This window comes from Nocardia sp. NPDC019219, from assembly GCF_040632645.1.
GTDB classification, from domain to species: Bacteria; Actinomycetota; Actinomycetes; order Mycobacteriales; family Mycobacteriaceae; genus Nocardia; species Nocardia sputorum.
In genome coordinates, this window is sequence record NZ_JBEYCG010000005.1 from 205,970 (window position 1) to 223,417 (window position 17,448).

14 protein-coding genes are annotated in these 17,448 nt (G+C 67.9%); 6 read left to right on the forward strand and 8 right to left on the reverse strand.

Annotated elements, in window-relative coordinates; all coding sequences use genetic code 11:
- Nucleotides 1-9 precede the first annotated feature (9 nt).
- The 3 genes from ABZ552_RS12455 to ABZ552_RS12465 form a co-directional block, all read right to left on the reverse strand.
- Entirely contained in the window at nt 10-1,008 is a 999-nt protein-coding gene (locus ABZ552_RS12455) for an SMP-30/gluconolactonase/LRE family protein (RefSeq protein ID WP_281880532.1), read from the reverse strand.
- A gap of 303 nt (nt 1,009-1,311) precedes the next feature.
- Nucleotides 1,312-2,028: a metal-dependent hydrolase gene (locus ABZ552_RS12460; protein WP_281880529.1), complete on the reverse strand. Its 717-nt coding sequence runs from the start codon at nt 2,026-2,028 to the stop codon at nt 1,312-1,314.
- Between the two features lie 354 nt (nt 2,029-2,382).
- Nucleotides 2,383-2,907 carry an AAA family ATPase gene (locus ABZ552_RS12465; protein ID WP_281880526.1) on the reverse strand — a complete coding sequence of 175 codons (525 nt, stop codon included), beginning with the start codon at nt 2,905-2,907 and terminating at the stop codon, nt 2,383-2,385.
- A gap of 456 nt (nt 2,908-3,363) precedes the next feature.
- On the opposite strand from ABZ552_RS12465, the gene ABZ552_RS12470 reads away from it, so the two are divergent.
- The 5 genes from ABZ552_RS12470 (at nt 3,364) to ABZ552_RS12490 (ending at nt 9,235) form a co-directional block, all read left to right on the forward strand.
- Nucleotides 3,364-4,302, forward strand: coding sequence for a hypothetical protein (locus ABZ552_RS12470; protein ID WP_357437038.1), 939 nt, complete (start codon nt 3,364-3,366; stop codon nt 4,300-4,302).
- Nucleotides 4,303-4,411: 109 nt separating this feature from the next.
- On the forward strand, nt 4,412-5,068 hold the full coding sequence (locus ABZ552_RS12475) for a histidine phosphatase family protein (protein ID WP_357437041.1): 657 nt from the start codon (nt 4,412-4,414) through the stop codon (nt 5,066-5,068).
- A gap of 455 nt (nt 5,069-5,523) precedes the next feature.
- Nucleotides 5,524-6,108, forward strand: a complete 585-nt coding sequence (locus ABZ552_RS12480) for a hypothetical protein (protein WP_281880987.1) — start codon at nt 5,524-5,526, stop codon at nt 6,106-6,108.
- 277 nt (nt 6,109-6,385) lie between these two features.
- Nucleotides 6,386-6,955: a GNAT family N-acetyltransferase gene (locus ABZ552_RS12485; RefSeq protein ID WP_357437044.1), complete on the forward strand. Its 570-nt coding sequence runs from the start codon at nt 6,386-6,388 to the stop codon at nt 6,953-6,955.
- Between the two features lie 66 nt (nt 6,956-7,021).
- Nucleotides 7,022-9,235, forward strand: coding sequence for a molybdopterin oxidoreductase family protein (locus ABZ552_RS12490; protein WP_357437047.1), 2,214 nt, complete (start codon nt 7,022-7,024; stop codon nt 9,233-9,235).
- A 343-nt stretch (nt 9,236-9,578) separates the two neighbouring features.
- On the opposite strand, the gene ABZ552_RS12495 is transcribed toward ABZ552_RS12490, so the two are convergent.
- The 4 genes from ABZ552_RS12495 to ABZ552_RS12510 form a co-directional block, all read right to left on the reverse strand.
- A complete protein-coding gene (locus ABZ552_RS12495; RefSeq protein WP_357437050.1) occupies nt 9,579-11,819 on the reverse strand; it encodes a molybdopterin-dependent oxidoreductase in 2,241 nt (746 codons plus the stop codon).
- Nucleotides 11,816-12,787, reverse strand: coding sequence for an enoyl-CoA hydratase/isomerase family protein (locus ABZ552_RS12500; protein ID WP_357437053.1), 972 nt, complete (start codon nt 12,785-12,787; stop codon nt 11,816-11,818). The genes ABZ552_RS12495 and ABZ552_RS12500 overlap by 4 nt, the downstream gene beginning before the upstream one ends.
- Before the next feature lie 149 nt (nt 12,788-12,936).
- A complete protein-coding gene (locus ABZ552_RS12505; RefSeq protein WP_281880516.1) occupies nt 12,937-13,548 on the reverse strand; it encodes a TetR/AcrR family transcriptional regulator in 612 nt (203 codons plus the stop codon).
- Nucleotides 13,549-13,806: 258 nt separating this feature from the next.
- The gene (locus tag ABZ552_RS12510; protein ID WP_281880515.1) at nt 13,807-14,709 is read right to left on the reverse strand and encodes an alpha/beta hydrolase; all 903 of its coding nucleotides are present in this window, start codon (nt 14,707-14,709) and stop codon (nt 13,807-13,809) included.
- 127 nt (nt 14,710-14,836) lie between these two features.
- Between ABZ552_RS12510 and ABZ552_RS12515 the strand changes: the two genes are divergently transcribed.
- A complete protein-coding gene (locus tag ABZ552_RS12515; RefSeq protein ID WP_281880513.1) occupies nt 14,837-16,693 on the forward strand; it encodes a Na+/H+ antiporter in 1,857 nt (618 codons plus the stop codon).
- A 7-nt stretch (nt 16,694-16,700) separates the two neighbouring features.
- Here ABZ552_RS12515 and ABZ552_RS12520 read toward each other — a convergent pair whose 3' ends face one another.
- Nucleotides 16,701-17,249 carry a TetR/AcrR family transcriptional regulator gene (locus ABZ552_RS12520; protein WP_281880511.1) on the reverse strand — a complete coding sequence of 183 codons (549 nt, stop codon included), beginning with the start codon at nt 17,247-17,249 and terminating at the stop codon, nt 16,701-16,703.
- Nucleotides 17,250-17,448: the final 199 nt, after the last annotated feature.

Consider the following 17,448-nt stretch of genomic DNA (forward strand, 5'->3'; position numbering starts at 1 on the left):
CGCGAAACCCTACGGCACGCGCGAGACAGCCACCGCCCGCTCTGTGAGGCTGCCGAGATACAACACGCCGTCCTGTTCGACCACACCGGTCACCATCGAATAATCGGTGCCTTCCACCTGCAGGTCGTGCACGACTTCGCCCGCGAAATCGACCGCCATCACCCACACCGTCCGCGCCGGTTTCGGCTGCACCCAACTGGGCAGCGTCCACACGATGCGCCGCAGCATGCCAGGCAGCGGAAGAAGCCGATCCAGCAAAGGATTCCGTGGCGACGGCAGCGTGATCCAGATCAGGCCGTCGCTGCCGAGGCCCAAGTTGTCCGGGAATCCGGGCAGATTCTCGATCAACCTCTCCCACGTGCCGGCCTTGGGGCCGGACAGCCAATAGCGCGTCAACCGATAGCCGCCGGTCTCCGCGACGACCACGCTGGAACGATCGGGCGCCAGCACCAGTCCGTTGGCGAACTGCAGATCGTCCATGAGCGTCCGCACTTCGCCCGCGGGATCCCGGCGGAACAGGCGGCCGGTGCCGGAGTGCTCCAGAATGTCGCCCATGTACTCGTCGAGGGAGTACCGGCGCGACGACGCCGAGAAGTAGATCGTGCCGTCGGCGTCCCGCACCACATTGCTGGCGAACCGCAGTGGCTCGCCATCGATCTCGTCCACCAGCACGGTCAGCGTTCCGTCGGTGTCCAGCTCCAGCAGCCCACGCTCGACATCGCAGATCAGCACGCGCCCGTCGGCGTCGGCGTGCAGACCGAGCGGGCGACCGCCGGTGTTCGCGAGTTCGCGGACACCGCCGGTAGCCGGATCGATGCTGAGAATCGCGCCGTCCGCGATGCCTGCGATGATCCTGCCGTCGGGGGAGAGCACGACATCCTCGGGCCCCGCGCCGGGCAACTCGAGGCGCCGGACCGGGGGAAGGGGTGGCGTGCTGTGCTTTCGGCGCGCCCGAGCAGGGGAGGGCGGCGGCGTCCAGCGCTGCGGCTGCATGGTCGAGGCAAGCATGGCATCAGGGTAGCCGGGGGAGTGCGGAGTTCTCGGAAGAAACGGCTCGGGGTAGGGGGCCCCGCTGGGTGGAGATGATGGGTGACGAAAGCGATGAGTCGATGTAGTGAATAAGATGTGCTTACGTAGATATGCGCATCTCACTATGTGGCTACCAACCTCCAACCTCACTAACAGGCCACCACACCAATGCAGCAAGGAGGGGAGGGGGAGGCAAGACCCGGCTACTGCCACCAGTGGCCCCACGCGCTGTGGCGCGGCGATCGCCGGGGCGGGGGACGCCCCGGCGGCAGCGTCGAGTTGTCAGGGCTGGTGGGTGATGGTGTACCAAAGGATCGCCAGGGTGCCGAGCGTGAACAACGGTGCTACAAGGAAGGTTTCGACCTTGTTCCCGGTGCGATCGATGACCGGAAGGCTGACTCGAAGGCCGAACGGCCAGAACAGGCGGCAGCCGCGCTCGGTGAGGCAGTCGCCGAGGAGATGTGCGAGCGCACCCAACCCGACCGCGAACGGCAGCCAGACGGGCTTGTCGGCGATCCAATGCTCCATCGCGAAGGTGCCCGCGGAGGCGAGGACCACGATGGGCCCCCACGCCTTGAAGTTGTTGCCGGACGGGCACAGGTGCAGGGCACGCACGGCCAGGGCGAGAAGGAAGAAGACCAGGCTCAGGGTGAACCAGCGGCCGAGCCAGTGCTCGCCGGCCCACGTCCCATAGGCGACGGCCGCGACGAACGCCAAAGAGTGGGTGGCGCCGCGATGGCCGCCCGAGACCCATGAGATCACCTTGCATGCGGTGTGCGTGATCGGACCCAGGGCGTGCGAGATCGTGCCGTCGGGATGGTCGGCGTCGGGCAGCAGCGCCGCACCGGCGGTCAGGAAGACGCCCAGCAGCAGATCGACGGTGCCGAGGTGCCCTGTCGCATCCTGGAGGGCGGGAAACGTCAAGATCGTGACCGGCAACGTCGCCGCTGCCGCCGACCAGGCCAGCGCGCCACTGGTCGCGTGTGAATGTCCAAGCACCGTTCGAACGTTAGTTCAGCTTGCTATCGGTTTGCGAATAACGTTGTCGCCCGGGGTAGTTGTGGATCTGCGGGTAGGGGAGGGCCAGCGGGGCCAGGCGGGTCGGAATCCGTGGCGTGGGCATAGAGATCGAACAGGACGAGTGCCGCGGTGTGGCCGAAGTCTTTGCGACCCTTATGTAACTGACCCCGGGGAAGAAAATATTAGGATACGTCCCTTTGCGTATATATGCATATAGCGTCTCCACCGCATACGAACTCAGCCCGATTATCTACCCAGACAAGCATGTACGCCGGGGGCGGATCCGGCGCGGCTCCAGAAGATCAAGTAGATCGGCGGCAGATGACCCAGCCGTTAGAGGACGTCGCCGATGGTGACTGTGGCCGCGGCCATCACCCGGCGTGCGAGCTCGGGGTAGTCGACCGGGGTAGTGGTGTCGACGGTGACGACCGGAGCGAGTGCGAGGGGTTCGGCCAGTCGCGCCCACCGGTCCCAGTCCTGCGCCAGATGCGCGTCGTCCTGATACAGATCCGCGCGGGCGCGGCTGTGAAATCGCGCCAGAGCGACGTCGGACGGGACCGAGCACCAGACCTCCACGGCGCGGGTGGCGCCGGAGATCGCGATACCTTCGGCGGCGTACCGCATGTCACGAGGCTTGAACCACCAGGAGTCGACCACGACGACACCGGGTAACGCGGCGGCGAGCGCCCACACCGCTTCCATCGCGATGGCCCCGATGTTCGGCAAGACAGCGGTGCTGTCCAGCCCGGAACCCAGTGCCTCCTTGACGAGGTCTTTGCGAATCAGGTGGGCGCGTAGTTCTCGTGCCAGCGGGGGAGCCGACGTCGATTTTCCGGAGCCGGGTAGGCCGTTGACCATGATGAGTAATTCGCAGATGTGACGAAACCTCCAGAGCGGCCGGCGGTACCGGGTCGGCGATCCTCTCGACCGTCGTGTCGTGATTCTTGTTGCTCAACAGCGGGCTCGGCAAGGCCGCGAGCACGAGCCGGTGGCGGAGAGGACAGGACGAGGCGCGCCGAGAATCGGGCCAGTAAACAGATCGCTGACTGTTTCCCAAAGCTGGGGATCCGAGCGACGAGTTCCCACCTACGCTGCATCGCATAGCTCGGCTGATCGATTGCCCACGTTGGTCGGAATCTTGGGCAGAACGTGTGGCAAATACCTGGTTTCGATACCGGGCGGGCTGGACCAGCGGTAGGCCATGTGCAGGAGGTTGCGGTGGGTGAGGGTCGTGGAGTTCATTTGTGCGGCAGTGTTCCGCTGTCGGATGCGCGGACTGTCTTCTCCGAGGCGGCGATACGCGTCGGGAAGCATGTGAAACGCATTCCGGACGGCGAGACCGGGGTGCGGGACAACTGGGTGGTGTGGCAGCTGCCCAAGATGCAGGCACATCCCGACCTGGAAACCGTTCCTCCGCCGAGCCCGGAGTACGGGCCGAGCGAACGGGTGCAGCCCAAGCCCGGCGTAGACCCGGCGTCGATCGACTTCGGTCCGTTGGGGTACGCGGAGGCGGCGGTGGAATCCTGGCAGGTATTCCAGGAATTGCGGGCGGACGGCACGATCCCGGCGGGCATCCGGTTCCAGGTGAGCTTGCCGACGCCGATCGCGGTGATCGGGGCGTTCGTCGCGGGCCCGCAGGGGGAGTTGGAACGCAGATACGAAGCGCGTCTGCTCGACGAGCTGGACGCCATAGTCGCGGCGATACCGGCGGAAGACCTTGCTGTGCAATGGGATGCCGCGGTCGAGTTCGCCATCTTCGAGGGGATCTTCCCGTCTTGGTTCGGTTCTGACAATGCGACACAGCTCGCGGAAGTGGGGCAGCGCCTCGTCCGGTTGGGCGCCGCGGTGCCCGAACCGGTCGAGCTCGGTTATCACCTGTGCTACGGCGATTTCGGGCACCAGCACTTCGCCGAACCCGCTGACACCGGCCGGCTCGCGGCGGTCGCCGACCGGATTCTGGCCGGGCTGGACCGGTCGGTGAACTGGATCCACTTGCCGGTGCCGCGTTCGCGGACCGACGCAGACTATTTCAAGCCCCTTGCCGATCTCACCCTTCCGGCGGAGACGGATCTCTACCTCGGTTTGGTCCATGCCACGGACGGCCGTGCGGGCGCGCTTCAGCGCATCGAAGCGGCCCGTTCCGCGGTCGCCGACTTCGGCATCGCCACCGAGTGCGGCATGGGACGTCGCCCTGCGGAGCAGATTCCCGCGTTGCTCGATCTGCACGCGGAACTGGCCGACATGCTGGGTTGAGTTCCCAGACCGCGGCGCCGGGCCTGTTTTCGGGGTTGGGCCCGGCGCCGAGGCGCGGACTCGAGTCGCGCGACGGTAGGGTGACGCGGCGGGGACCAAGCAGATCTCTGTGGACTGGGGGAGTGGGATGCAGGACCTCTACGTGGTGAGTCACCCGCATGCGGAGCACACCGAACATGATCTCGTCGGTGGGTGGTATGACTCGGTACTGACGGCGCGGGGTCGGCGCGACGCCTGTCTTGTCGCGGCCGAGTTGGTGCGCCGACGTGCCGGTGTGGTGCGGCCGGTGCGGGTCACGACGTCGGATCTGGCCCGTTGTGTGGAGACCGCGCGGCTTGTCGCGGCCGAGTTCGGTGTTCCGGTGACGGTGGACCAGCGGCTGCGGGAGATCAGTTTCGGGGAAGCGGGCGGTCGGCCGAACGCGTGGCTCGCCCAGCGGCAGGTTCCCGCACCGGATCATGATCGGCTCGATCATCGAGGGCCGATCCGTGGTGCGGAGACACGGCGTGAGGTCGCGACGCGGGTGGGCGCGTGTGTGCGTGAGTTGATGGCCGACACCGAGCACGACCATATCGTTGTCACGCACGGCTACGCGCTGACATTCGTGGTCACCACCTGGATGATGCTGCCGGTGGAGGCGGTCGGCTTCGTGTCGTTCGCGACCTCGCCCGGCGCGATCACCCACCTGCGGCACGACGACTACTGGCGCAATCGTGCGATGGTCAGTCTTGCCGACACATCTCACCTGGAGGCCGGGGAGGGCTGAGTTGCTTCCCGGAAGGGCGGGTGCGTCTCTAGTTGACATAATGTCGATTATCGGCGCGATTTCGGCGCGGGTCGGTGAGGCGGCTTACTGCTGGTTTGCCGTTGCTTCGCAGCCTGTTTCGCCGTGCGCCCGGGCCGGTCTCAGGTTCGGGCGGTCGAATGTCGTTGCCGGATTTGGCGGGACGCCCGGCGTGTTTGTCCGGTTGGTGAAAATTTTTCGGTGACTGTTGGCTTGCTTGGTGAATATTGGGATTTCTCTATACTGATCTCCCCTGGCTTAGAGTCTGATTGCATGAAAACGTCACAGTGACGAATTGCAGCCTGGTTGCGGCTACTGTCAGGTCCAGTGATCGGTGATTGGCTCTGGTTGTGGTGGCCAGTTGCGGGCACGCTGGGGCGGTGCTGGTTCGTCGGTTGGTCGCGTTGTACGCGGGTTTGTGGTTGTACGGGTTTTCGATGGCGGTGATGGTGCGGGCTGGGCTCGGGCTGGATCCGTGGGATGTGTTCCATCAGGGCGTGGCGCGGCATGTGCCGCTCAGTTTTGGCGCGGTGACGGCGATTACCGGTGTCGTAGTGCTGTTGGTCTGGATTCCGTTGCGGCAGATGCCCGGCTTGGGCACGGTGAGCAATGTCGTGGTGATCGCCGTGTCGGTGGACGCGGGGCTGGCGTGGTTGCCGTCGTGGGATGCGCTCGCGGTGCGGGTCGGCGCGATGGGGGCCGCGGTCGTGCTGAACGCGGTGGCGAGTGTGTTGTACATCGGGGCGGGCATGGGCCCGGGTCCGCGGGATGGACTGATGACTGGACTGGTTCGGCGGACCGGTCGATCGGTGTGGATGGTTCGCACGGCGATCGAGCTGACCGTGTTGACGACGGGGTTCGTGCTCGGCGGCAGTGTCGGCATCGGAACGCTGGTGTACGCCTTCGGGATCGGCCCGCTGATCCACATGATGATTCCCGCGGTGAACCGATTCCTGCCGGGATTCGCGGCGCCGCAGCCGGCGCCTGTTGTCGATGCGGACGTGGAGGTCTCGACCGCGTAGCCGGGGCTCCCCTGCTCCCCCTCATCGCGTCGCTTATTGTCACTGTGACGCTTCTGGTTGCGGATCCGGAAGGGAGTGCTCCGAGCGAGGGTGCGCAGCACCCCCGATGTGCGAGACGCACTTTGCGACCGGCTCGCACGGGGCCGCTGGTAACCGGCAGCCTGAATTCGACCTCATCGCGGATCATTACGACGGTTGGTCGGATCGCCGAGGTCATCGAAGACTGTGCCGATGAAATCGGTGACGGCGGGCGGCGTGTGCGGGTGACAATCCGGGTGTGTCCGCTCTGATGCCTGATGTGGTCGCCGCCGACGTGTTCGCAGCGGGGTCTCAACCCGTTCTGCGGAGTGAGGCGGTGTTGTTGCGGCCGTGGGTGAACGCCGATGCGGCGGTGATCCGGGCGGTCTATGAGGATCCGGAGATCCAACGCTGGCATGTGCGCGATGTCGTGTCCGAGGGCGAGGCGCTGGAGTTGATCGCGCGCTGGCGGGCCGGGTGGTGCAATGGTGACGGTCCGCAGTGGGCGGTCGTGGTCGGTGACGTGGTGGCGGCGCGGGTGGGGTTGCGGGGGATGTCGCCGCCGGATGGGACGGCGGGGATCGCCTATTGGACAGCTCCGGGATGGCGGGGGCGTGGGGTGACGCCTGCGGCGGTGGAGGCGGTGACCCGGTGGGCTTTCGGGGTGGGTTTCCATCGGTTGGAGGTGTCGCATTCGGTGCGCAATCTGCCGTCGTGCCGTGCGGCGGTGAAGGCGGGGTTCGCGCCGGAGAGTGTCCGGCGCAGTGCGGGGTTGCACGCGGATGGTTGGCATGACATGCATCTGCATGCCCGCATCCGTCCAGCATAGAGACCTGTACGGAATGAGCTGTCCCAGATAGCCTGTGGGAAGCGATCCGGCAGAAGGTGAAAATTGATGAGCGCTACCACCATTGCCCGCCAGTGCACCCTGTGTGAGGCGCACTGCGGAATCCTTGTCACGGTCTCCGGTGATCAGGTGACGCGGATCGAGGGCAATCCGCAGGACGTGCTGTCGAAGGGGTACATCTGCCCGAAGGCGACGGCGATGGGCGGGTTGCACCACGATCCGGATCGGTTGCGTACGCCGGTGCGGCGGGTGGGGTCGTCGTTCGAGCCGATCGGCTGGGATGAGGCGTTTCGCGAGATCGGGCAGCGGTTGCGGCAGGTGCGTCGGGAGCACGGGAACAGTGCGATCGGTATGTATCTGGGGAATCCGGCCGCGCACAGTTCGTCGGTGCTGTACGCGGCGCTGTTGCGTTCGGTGCTGTTGACGCGGAATTTCTTCTCGGCTTCCTCGATCGATCAGTTCCCGCAGGAGTTCGTCGCGTGGCGGATGTTCGGCTCGAATGTGCTGATGCCGGTGACCGATATCGATCGGACCGATCGGCTGGTGATCCTGGGGGCGAATCCGGCGGTGTCGAACGGGTCGGTGACGACCATGCCGAATGCGAAGCAGCGGATTCGGGACGTGCGGCGGCGTGGTGGGAAGGTCGTGGTGATCGATCCGCGGCGGACCGAGACGGCGCGGCTGGCCGATCAGCATGTCGCGGTGGCGCCGGGTGGGGATGTGTATCTGCTGCTGGCGATGTTGCATGTGCTGGTCGCCGAGGATTTGTGTGACGAGGGGGCTGTTGGCGCGTCGACTACGGGCTGGGAGCGGTTGCGGGCGTTGGTGGCCGAGGCGTCGCCGGAGCAGATGGCGCAGTACGCGGGGGTGGACGCGGAGACGATTCGCGGGCTGGCCCGGGAGCACGCGGCGGCGCCCTCGGCGGTGCTGTACGCGCGGATCGGGGTGTGTCAGCAGGTGACCGGCACGTTGACGCATTGGCTGGTGAACACGATCAACGCGGTGACGGGCAACTTGGATCGGGCGGGTGGTCAGATGTTCGCGACGCCGCCGATCGATGCGCCGCGGTATGCGAAGTATCTGCCGATGGGGTACGGGGCGTGGACCGACAGTTCCGGAACCTACAAGTCGTTCCGTTCGGAGTTGCCGGTGGCGGCGTTGGCGGAGGAGATGCTGACCGACGGGCCGGGCCGGATCCGCGCGATGATCACGTATGCGGGTAATCCGGTGTTGTCCACGCCGCAGCGCGGCCGGTTGGGTGCGGCGCTGGACGGGCTGGATTTCTATGTGGCCGTGGACATGTACGTCACGGAGACGACGCGGCACGCGGACATCATCCTGCCGCCGATCTCGCCGTTGGAGCGCGAGGACGTCAACATCCTGTTCCCGGTGTTCAGTGTGCGCAACAATCTGCGTTTCGACGCGCGGGTGTTCGAGCCGCCTGCCGATGGGCTGGAGGATTGGCAGATCATGGCGCGGCTGGTCACCGAGGTGGTGCCGTTGCCGGCGCGCCGGTTGACCGGGCGGGTGCTGAACGCGTTGTTCGATCGGGTCAGTCCCGTGCGGATCGCGGCGCTCGGGGTGGCGGCGGGGCCGTATGGGGTGTTGCGGCGGGGCCGTAAGGGTTTGACCGTGGGTAAGGCGCGTGCGGCGGTGGGCGGCATCGATCTGGGGCCGTTGCGGCCGAGGTTGCGGTCGTTGCTGGGGACGAAGGATCGGAAGGTGCATGTGGCGCCGGAGGATTTCGTGGCGGCGGCCCGTGCGGTTCTTGCGGACGCGCGGCGGGGTAAGGCGGTGACCGCGCCTGTGGACGGGTACGACTTGAAGTTGATCGGTCGTCGTCATCTGCGCAGTAACAATTCGTGGCTGCACAATGTGCCGTCGATGGTGAAGGGGCGGGATCGGTGCACGGCGTTGATGCATCCGCAGGATGCGGCGGCGCGTGGGTTGCGTGACGGTGAATCGGTGACGGTGCGTTCCCGGACCGGTTCGATCGTGGTGCCGTTGGAGGTCAGCGACGATATCCGGGCCGGGACGGTGGCGATTCCGCATGGGTGGGGGCATCAGGAGCCGGGTGTCGGGTGGACGGTGGCGGCGTCGCTGCCCGGCGCGAATGTGAATCTGCTGCATGATCCGGCGTTGACGGACACGTTCTCGGGGACGGCGGCGGTGAACAACACGTGGGTGACGGTGACGCGTGCGGCTGCCGGCGACGACGAGGGCGCCGGGGTGAGCGAGAAGGTGTCCGCGGTGACCGTCTGAGGCGGTGCGGGTGATGCCGTGTTGCGCCGGCTGCCGGTGCCGCGTGTGCGCGGTGATCGGGTAGCCGACGTGGGGTGCGCTGCTACTGTGCTGTTCCCCTCCCCTGGCGTGCGCCGTGTGCGGGTTGCAGGCGGATGCCGTGTTGTGCGATCGGGCGTACCCGACATCCGTTCTCGGGGTGCCCGGGTAGAGGACGGCGCGCGATCAGATCTCGTCGGTGGTGCGGGCAGGTGGGTGCGGAATTGTGGTGCATCCGGGGTGGTCGGGGCACGTAGCCGTGGCCGATCAGGGTAGCGGCTCGAGCGGAAATGCGGTGTGTACACCGCGATTCGGTGCCGGGTCGTCAGGCGGGTTCGATGCGGGCGGGGACGTGTTTGTGCCAGGGGGTGCCTGCGATGGCGTCGCGCCAGGTGAGGTCGGTGAGGTCGTTGGGGGCGACGCCGGTGCGGCGGGTGCCGTCGCCGGTGGGTAGGTCCAGGCCGAGGCCGTTGGGCAGGGAGGCGTGGCCGGGTTGCATGCGGTCGTTGGTTTCCACGGTGGCGACGGCGCTGCCGCGGCGGGTGGTGATGCGGGCTCGGTCGCCGGTGGTGAGGCCGAGGCGGGTGGCGTCGCCGGGGTTGAGGCGTAGTGCGCCTTCGGGGTCGCGGCGCCGCCAGGTGTCATCGCGGAAGATGGTGTTGGCGGTGAAGGAGCGACGCTCCCCTGCTGCCAGCACGAACGGGAATTCCGCGGTGGTGTGGGTGGCTGGTGTGGTGGCGAGGTCGCGTAGGGCGTGCAGGAGTTCGGGGATGGCCAGTGGGATCCGTTTGTCGGGGTGTAGGAGGTAGTCCCAGGCGTTGTCGTAGTCGTCGAGGGTGAAGGTGACGCCGGAGCGGCTGGTGAGGATGGCGTCGAACAGTGCGTCGGCGTCGCGGTGTCCGGCGCGGCGCATCGCGGCCGGGTAGACCTTGGCGACGCGCTGGGCCAGTGCCCACAGGACGGCCGCGGAGCGCGCGCCGTCGGGCAGGGTGGGGCCGAGGGTTTCGTACAGCAGGTAGGGGGCGAGGCCGGCGAGGGATTTGTCGGTGGCCAGCAGGGCGGCGAAAGTCCAGGCGTAGGGGCGTCGTCCGAGTTTCGCGGCGGTGCGCAGCAGGGTGAGTGTGCCGCGGCCGACGGCGTGTAGTTCGCGCAGCAGCCGGGCGTAGATCTCGGGTTCGGGCAGGGTGCCGGGTAGTGGGTCGAGGACGGGGGCGCGCAGGTGGAAGGTGTTGTGCGGGAATTCGAGGTTGAAGAAGGTGGCTTCCCATTTCTCGAATTGGCTGGCGGCGGGTAGGACGTAGTCGGCGTGGCGGGCGGTTTCGGTGCGGGCGATGTCGATGACGACGACCAGGTCCAGGGCGTGCAATGCGTCGCGGAACGCGGTCGAGTCGGCCAGGGAGTGGGCGGGGTTGGCGGATTCGATGATCATCGCGCGGAATCGGTCGGGGTGGTCGGTGCTGATTTCTTCGGCGATGGCGTTGCAGGGCAGCATGCCGCCGAACAGGGGTGCGCCGGTGACCGGGCTGCGTTTGACCTCGCGGCTGTAGCCGGCCAGGGGCGCCATCCAGGAATGCGGTTGCATGGCGCCTGGTTTGGCGAAGTTGCCGGTGAGCAGCCACAGCAGTTTGTCGAGGTAGGAGATGAGGGTGCTGTTGGGGCTCTGCTGGACGCCGAGGTCTTCGTAGGTGGCGACGCTGGTCGCGGCGGCGATGCGGTGGGCGGTGCTGCGCAGGAGATCTTCGGGGACGCCGCAGATGTCGGCGTAGGCGGGGATGTCGATGTGGGCGAGGTCGGTGCGGACGGTGTCGGATCCGGTGGTGTGTTCGGTGAGGAAGGCGTGGTCGAGCAGGTCGTCTTGGACGAGGATCGCCAGCAGGGCTGCCAGGCACCAGGCGTCGGTGCCGGGGCGGAGTTTCAGGTGGATGTCGGCGAGGTCGGCGGTTTCGGTGCGCACCGGGTCGATGACGATCATGGTGCGGGCGGGGTCTTTGGCGATCTGTTGCAGGACGGTGCGGGCGCGGGGGACGCCGTGGGACTGCCAGGGGTTCTTGCCGAGGAAGATCGAGACTTCGGCGTGTTCGAAGTCGCCGGTGGTGTGGCCGCCGGTGAGGTGGGCGTCGACCCATCCTTCGCCGGTCTTCTCCTGGGCCAGGGCGCTGGAGCGGTAGCGGCTGCCGAGGGCGCGGCGCAGGGCGGTGCTGTAGGCGCCGCCGAGGTGGTTGCCCTGTCCCCCGCCGCCGTAGTAGAAGATCTTGTCGCCGCCGTAGGTGTCCTTGATCGCCGTCAAGCGGGCTGCGATCTCGGAAATGGCGGTGTCCCAGTCGATTTCGGTGAAGGTGCCGTCGGGTTCGCGGCGCAGCGGGGTGGTGAGCCTGGTTGCGCCGTTCTGGTAGTGGTCCAGGCGTAGCGCCTTGTTGCAGGTGTAGCCGGCGGAGGCGACGTGGTCTTTGTCGCCGCGGATCTTGGCGAAGCGGCGGTCGTCGAGCTGGATGAGCAGTCCGCAGTTGTTCTCGCACAGGATGCAGGCGGTCTTGTGCCACGTGGCGGTGGCGGGCGGGGTGGTCATCGGCTCACCTGGTCGACGCGGGTGCCGTCCAGCCAGGGTTGCGGGTCGGCGAGGAAGGGGGTGTCGGCGAGACGGTCGAGGTCTTGGAAGAAGGCTTGGGTGGTGCGGGCGGCCGCGGCGGTGGTGCCGACGGAGACGAATCCGGCTTGTTCGGCGTCCAGGCCGCGGGACAGGGTTTTGTCGGGTCCGAAGTAGACGGCGCGTTTGAGTTCGGCGACGGCGACGGGGTTGCGGGCGGCCAGCCGCGCCGCGGTGGCCTGGGTCTGGGCGAGCAGGTCGGCGGCGGGCAGCAGGCGGTGGACCAGGCCGAGGCGCAATGCTTCGCGGGCGGTGAAGGGTGTGCCTTCGAGGGTGATCTCGATGGCTTTGGCGGCGCCGAGCAGGCGGGTGAGGCGTTGGGTGGCACCGCCGCCGGGGATGAGGTTGGCCAGTGTCTCGATCTGGCCGAGGCGTACGTGGTCGGCGTCGGCGGCGTAGCGCAGGTCGCAGGCCAGTGCGATCTCGTGGCCGCCGCCGAGTGCGGGTCCGTTGATGGCGGCGAGGTAGGCGACGCGGGAGCGGTTCATCCGCAGGGTGGTGCGTTTCCAGCGGTGGCCCCAGACCAGGCCGGCGCCGAGGCCTCCGCCGTGGCGTTCGACCAGGCCGGCGGCGCCGGGTACGCGCAGCGCGGCCGCGGCGGCGCGCAGGAACGGGGCGGCGGCGCGGGCGGGGACGAAGGGGTGGGGTCGTTCGATCATGCCGCTGAGGGCGGCGGGGTCGGCGTGGGTGAGGAAGCGGCCGGGCAGTCCTCCGGTGAGCACGACCGCGCCGATCGTGCCGTCGGTGTCGACGGCGGCGGTGAGGGTGTCGAGGTCGCGGACGACGGCGGTGGTGACGAAATTCAACGGTGGTGCGACGACGCGTGCGGTGAGTACCCGCCCGGTGTGTTCGAGTTCGATCGTTTCCAGGTGGAGGTCGGCGGCGGGCATCGGTGGCTCCTTCGGTGCGCGTGTCAGCGGGCGGAAGGCGAGATCGTGTCCGCGCGTGGCTTATTCGGGGGTGGCGCGGCCCTGTTCCCGACTATGGCATTCACCATAGTCGGTGTGTCAAGGGCTGACGTGCCGTGCGGCGGGGTGGCTCAGCTCGCGGCGGGCATCAGCTCGTGCAACGTGGCGACGGCGTCGTCGAGCGGCGTGATGTCGTGGTGGACGCGGCACAGCGCGATGGCGCCTTCGAACGCGGCGACCGTCAGCGTGGCCAGGCGGTGCGCGCGGTCGGCGGGCACGTCGTGGCGGGTCAGCATCCCGGTGAGGGCCTGCTGCCAGCGGCCGAAGATCTCCCCGGCGAGGCGGGCGAACTCCGGGGCTTCGTCGTTGGTTTCGACGGCGACCGCGAAGATCGGGCAGCCGGCGCGGAAATCGCTGTCGAGCAGGGTGCGCCGCCACATCGCGGCGAAGCGGTCCAGCGCGGCGGCGGGTTCGTTGTCGCTGGTCAGGCGTTCGATGAAGGTCGACATCAGCTCGCCCGCGGTGCCGAGGGCGTCGGTGATCAGCTCGGTGCGTCCGCCGGGAAAGTGGTGGTACACCGAGCCGCGTGGGGCGCCGGTGGCGGCCAGGACCCGGTCGACGCTGGTGGCGTTGGCGCCGTGCACGCGCAGGGAGTCGATCGCGCCGTCGATCATGCGTTGCCGTGCCTGGCCCCTGGGGGGACGTGGGGCTTGGGCGTTGCGGGATCGACGTGTGGTTGCCATACCGCCATACTATGGCGTCTACCATAGGTGGCGTGGTCGTGGGGGGGGGGGGGGGGGGCGCCGCCCCGCGCGGCGAACCCCCCGCGCCACCGGGGGCGGGGGACCCCCAGGGGCGGGCTTTAAACATAACGCCCCGAGGGTTGGTGGGGGGGGGGGTGGGCGTTTCTCTGTTGTTTTCCCTACCCCCATATTCCAGCGCCACTCCTTGGGGGGGGGGGGGGGGGGCGCCCCCCCCCCCCCCCCCCCCAACACCAGGGGTCACGCGGTGGGCTTGTGCACCCGGTTGCCGTGGAATTCCAGCAGCGCCTGCAGGGTCTGCTCGGGTGCTTCCAGTTGCGGGTAGTGGCCGATGCGGGGCAGTTCCACCACGTCGGGGGTGGTGATCAGCTCGCGGTAGCGGCGCGCCATATGGCCGCCGGAGACCGGGTCGGTGACGCCGTTGAGGAACCGGATGGGGATCTGGGCCTGCTGCAGGGCGCCCACCCAGCGCTGCCGCTGCCTGCGTCGTTCGGCCATGTAGCGAATGAGCTTGTGGCCGTTGCGTTTTCCGTGCTTGCTGCACCACAGCAGCCAGAATTGGTGCAGTTCGACACCGGTGGGTTTGGTGTCGGGCCCGAACACCGCGGCCAGGCTGCGGTGGAAGGTGCGTTCGCTGCCCAGCACACCGACCAGCGGGCCGAGTGGGCTCGCCAGCAGCCGCTGCACCGGGCGGGGGCGGTGCGCTTCGGGGAACAGGCCGCCGTTGAGCAGGAACACCGAGTCGATCACCAGGGATTCGTCGCCGGCCGCGCGGCGTTCGGCGTCGCGGGCCAGCAGTTCCTGGGCGACGCTGTCGCCGTAGTCGTGGGCGAGGATGTGGTACCGGCCGATGCCCTGTTCGCGGAGCAGGTTCTCGTGGATGTCGGCTTGGTCGGTGATGCGGTAGTCGTAGTGGCGGGGTTTGGCCGACCAGCCGAACCCGATCATGTCGGGGGCGATGACGCGAGCGAAACGCTCGCACAGACCGGGCCAGATGCGATGCCAGTCCCAGGACGCGGTGGGAAATCCGTGGATGCACACCAGCGTCCCGTCGGCGCCTGCGCCTCCGTCGCGCCAGAAGATCTGGTGGCCGCGATGAGTGTGGCGTCGTCCGTTCGCCCGCCAGGACGCGAACTCCTCCATATCTACCTCCTTGTCGTCGACAAGCATGGCGCGTGGGTGCGCCCGGGCACAGTAGTTCGGTGGACCGCGCACGTGTCATCTACCGCGCGGTCCATTTGCCGATCGTGCGCTCTGCGAGAATTCCACCGTGCATGTCGCGATCGGCCTGGTTGTTCTCGTCGCGTCGGCGGCCGCGTTGGCGGCGCTGGCGCGTCGGTTCGGGGTGTCCGAACCGCTGGTACTGACGGTGGGCGGGGTCGCGGCGTCGTATCTGCCGTTCGTGCCGGAGATCCACCTGGAGCCGGAGATCATTCTGCTCGGTTTCCTGCCTCCTTTGCTGTATACCGCCGCGATCCGCACGTCGCTGGTGGATTTCCGGGCGAATGCGCGCACGATCGCGTTGTTGTCGGTGGGGTTGGTGTTGTTCACGACGTTCGCGGTGGCGGTGGTGGTGTGGTGGCTGCTGCCGGTGCCGTTCGCGGTCGCCGTGGCGTTGGGTGCGGTGGTGGCTCCCCCGGACGCGGTGGCCGCGACGGCGGTGGCACGCCGGATCGGGATGCCGCGGCGGATCGTGACGATCCTGGAGGACGAGTCGCTGTTCAACGACGCGACCGCGCTGGTGGCGTTGCGGACCGCGCTGGCCGCGACGGCGGGCACGGTGTCGGTGTGGGCGGCCGGGGCGGACTTCCTGCTCGCGGCCGGTGGCGGCGCGGCGGTCGGGGTGGTGGTGGCCTATCTGCTGGCGATGCTGCGGCGACGCATCACCGATCCGGTGATGGACACGACGCTGTCGTTCCTGGCGCCGTTCGCGGCGTATCTGCCCGCCGAGGGCATCCACGCCTCGGGGGTGATCGCGGTGGTGGTGTGCGGCATGATCCTCGGGCACAACGCGCCGGCCTGGCAGAGCGCCGCCTCGCGCATCGCCGAGCGCATCAATTGGCGCACGATCCAGTTCATCCTGGAAAGCGCGGTGTTCGTGCTGATCGGGTTGCAGGTGCGCGGGATCGTGGAGGGTGCGTGGCACAGCGAACTCGATCACGCCACCCTGGTGGGGTCGGCGCTGGCGGTGCTGGCCACCACGATGCTGGCGCGGCCGATCTGGGTGTTCGGTTCCTCGCTGGTGTCGCGCAGCCTCGGCGGCGGCGCGGCGGTGGGCGTGCGTGAGCTGGTGGTGGTGTCGTGGGCGGGGATGCGCGGTGTGGTGACGCTGGCGGCGGTGCTGCTGCTGGCGCCGGACACGCCGTTGCTGGCGGTGCTGAAGCTGCTGGCGCTGGTGGTGGTGGCGGGGACGCTGCTGGTGCAGGGCACCTCGCTGCCGTGGCTGGTGCGGTGGCTGCGGTTGCGTGCGCCCAGTCGCGCCGAGGACGCGTTGCAGAAGGCGAATGTGTTGCAGCAGGCGACGGCGGCCGGTTTGGCGGCGCTCGAACAGCAGATCACACCGGATACGCCGCCCGGGGTGGTGCAGACGTTGCGTGATCGGGTCTCGTGGAAGGCGAACGCGGCGTGGGAGCGGCTCGGGCGGGCGGAGTCCGAACAGGTGACACCCACCGCGGAGTACCGGCGGCTGCGGTTGGCGATGTTGCAAGCCGAACGCGAAACGGTGTTGCGGGTGCGCGATTCGGGCCATGTCGACTACGAGATCCTGCAGCATGTGCTGGCGCAATTGGATCTGGAGGAGTCGATCATCGATCGTTTCGACGAGGCCGAGGAGGAGCGCGTCGAAACGCTGGCCGCGCCTGCGGCCCAGGAGGCGTGCGCGCATCTGCGGGAGGCGCCGCTGGTGCGTGCCTACGCCGGGCCCGACGAATGCGCCGAGTGCGTCGCGGAGGGGCTGGCGTGGGTGCATCTGCGGATGTGCCTGGCGTGCGGGCACGTGGCCTGCTGCGACTCCTCGCCGGGCAATCACGCGACGAAGCATCACGGGGTCAGTGGCCATCCGGTGATGCGCAGTGTGGAGCCGGGTGAGGCGTGGCGCTGGTGTTTCGTCGATGAACTGCTCGGGTGAGGGCGGGTCAGCGCTGGGCGTGGGAGTAGATCAGGCGTGCGTATTCGGCCAGCAGCTGGTCCAGTGACAGGTTCTCGCCGCCCGCGGCGATCTGCTGGTAGCCGACGAGCATGGCCATGCCCAACGAGGTGACCACGGCGGCGGTGTCGTCGTCGCCGACGACCCCTTTGATCGCTTTGTGCACGGTGCGTCTGCGGGATTCGTCGACGCGCTTGAGGGCGAGGTTGACCGATTCGTCGTTGGCCGCCCAGGCGCGGATGGCGGCTTCGGCGGCGTGATGCAGTCCGGCGGCGAGGTCGGACATGGCGCGGATGTCGTCGTCGGGATTGCCCTGGTTGAACGGCATGGTGCCCAGGATGCGCACTTGGCGGTTCTCCCAGTGTTCGAGCAGGGCGTCGACGAAGCCCTGCCAACTGCCGAAGTGGTGATAGAACGACCCGCTGGTGACGCCGAGCTGCCGGCACAGTACGCCGATGTTCAGACCTTTGAAGCCGAGTTCGGCGAGCACTTCCAACCCGGTGTCGTAGTACTGCTCCTTGGTGACCACTCGTGACATACGCGCGCCGTTCTCTTCGTTCGGTCAAGGGGGAAGGGACCGAACAGTACCCCATCGTAGCGTCGCCCGGACCGAGCACGGGAAGTACCGATGCGTACCCCGAGAAGACTCCTCGGTACCTGTTACCTGCTGAAATACGTAGCCGCCGAGTCTGTTCCGGCTTCCAGGGGCCCTGACAATTCATAACAGAGCAATCGCT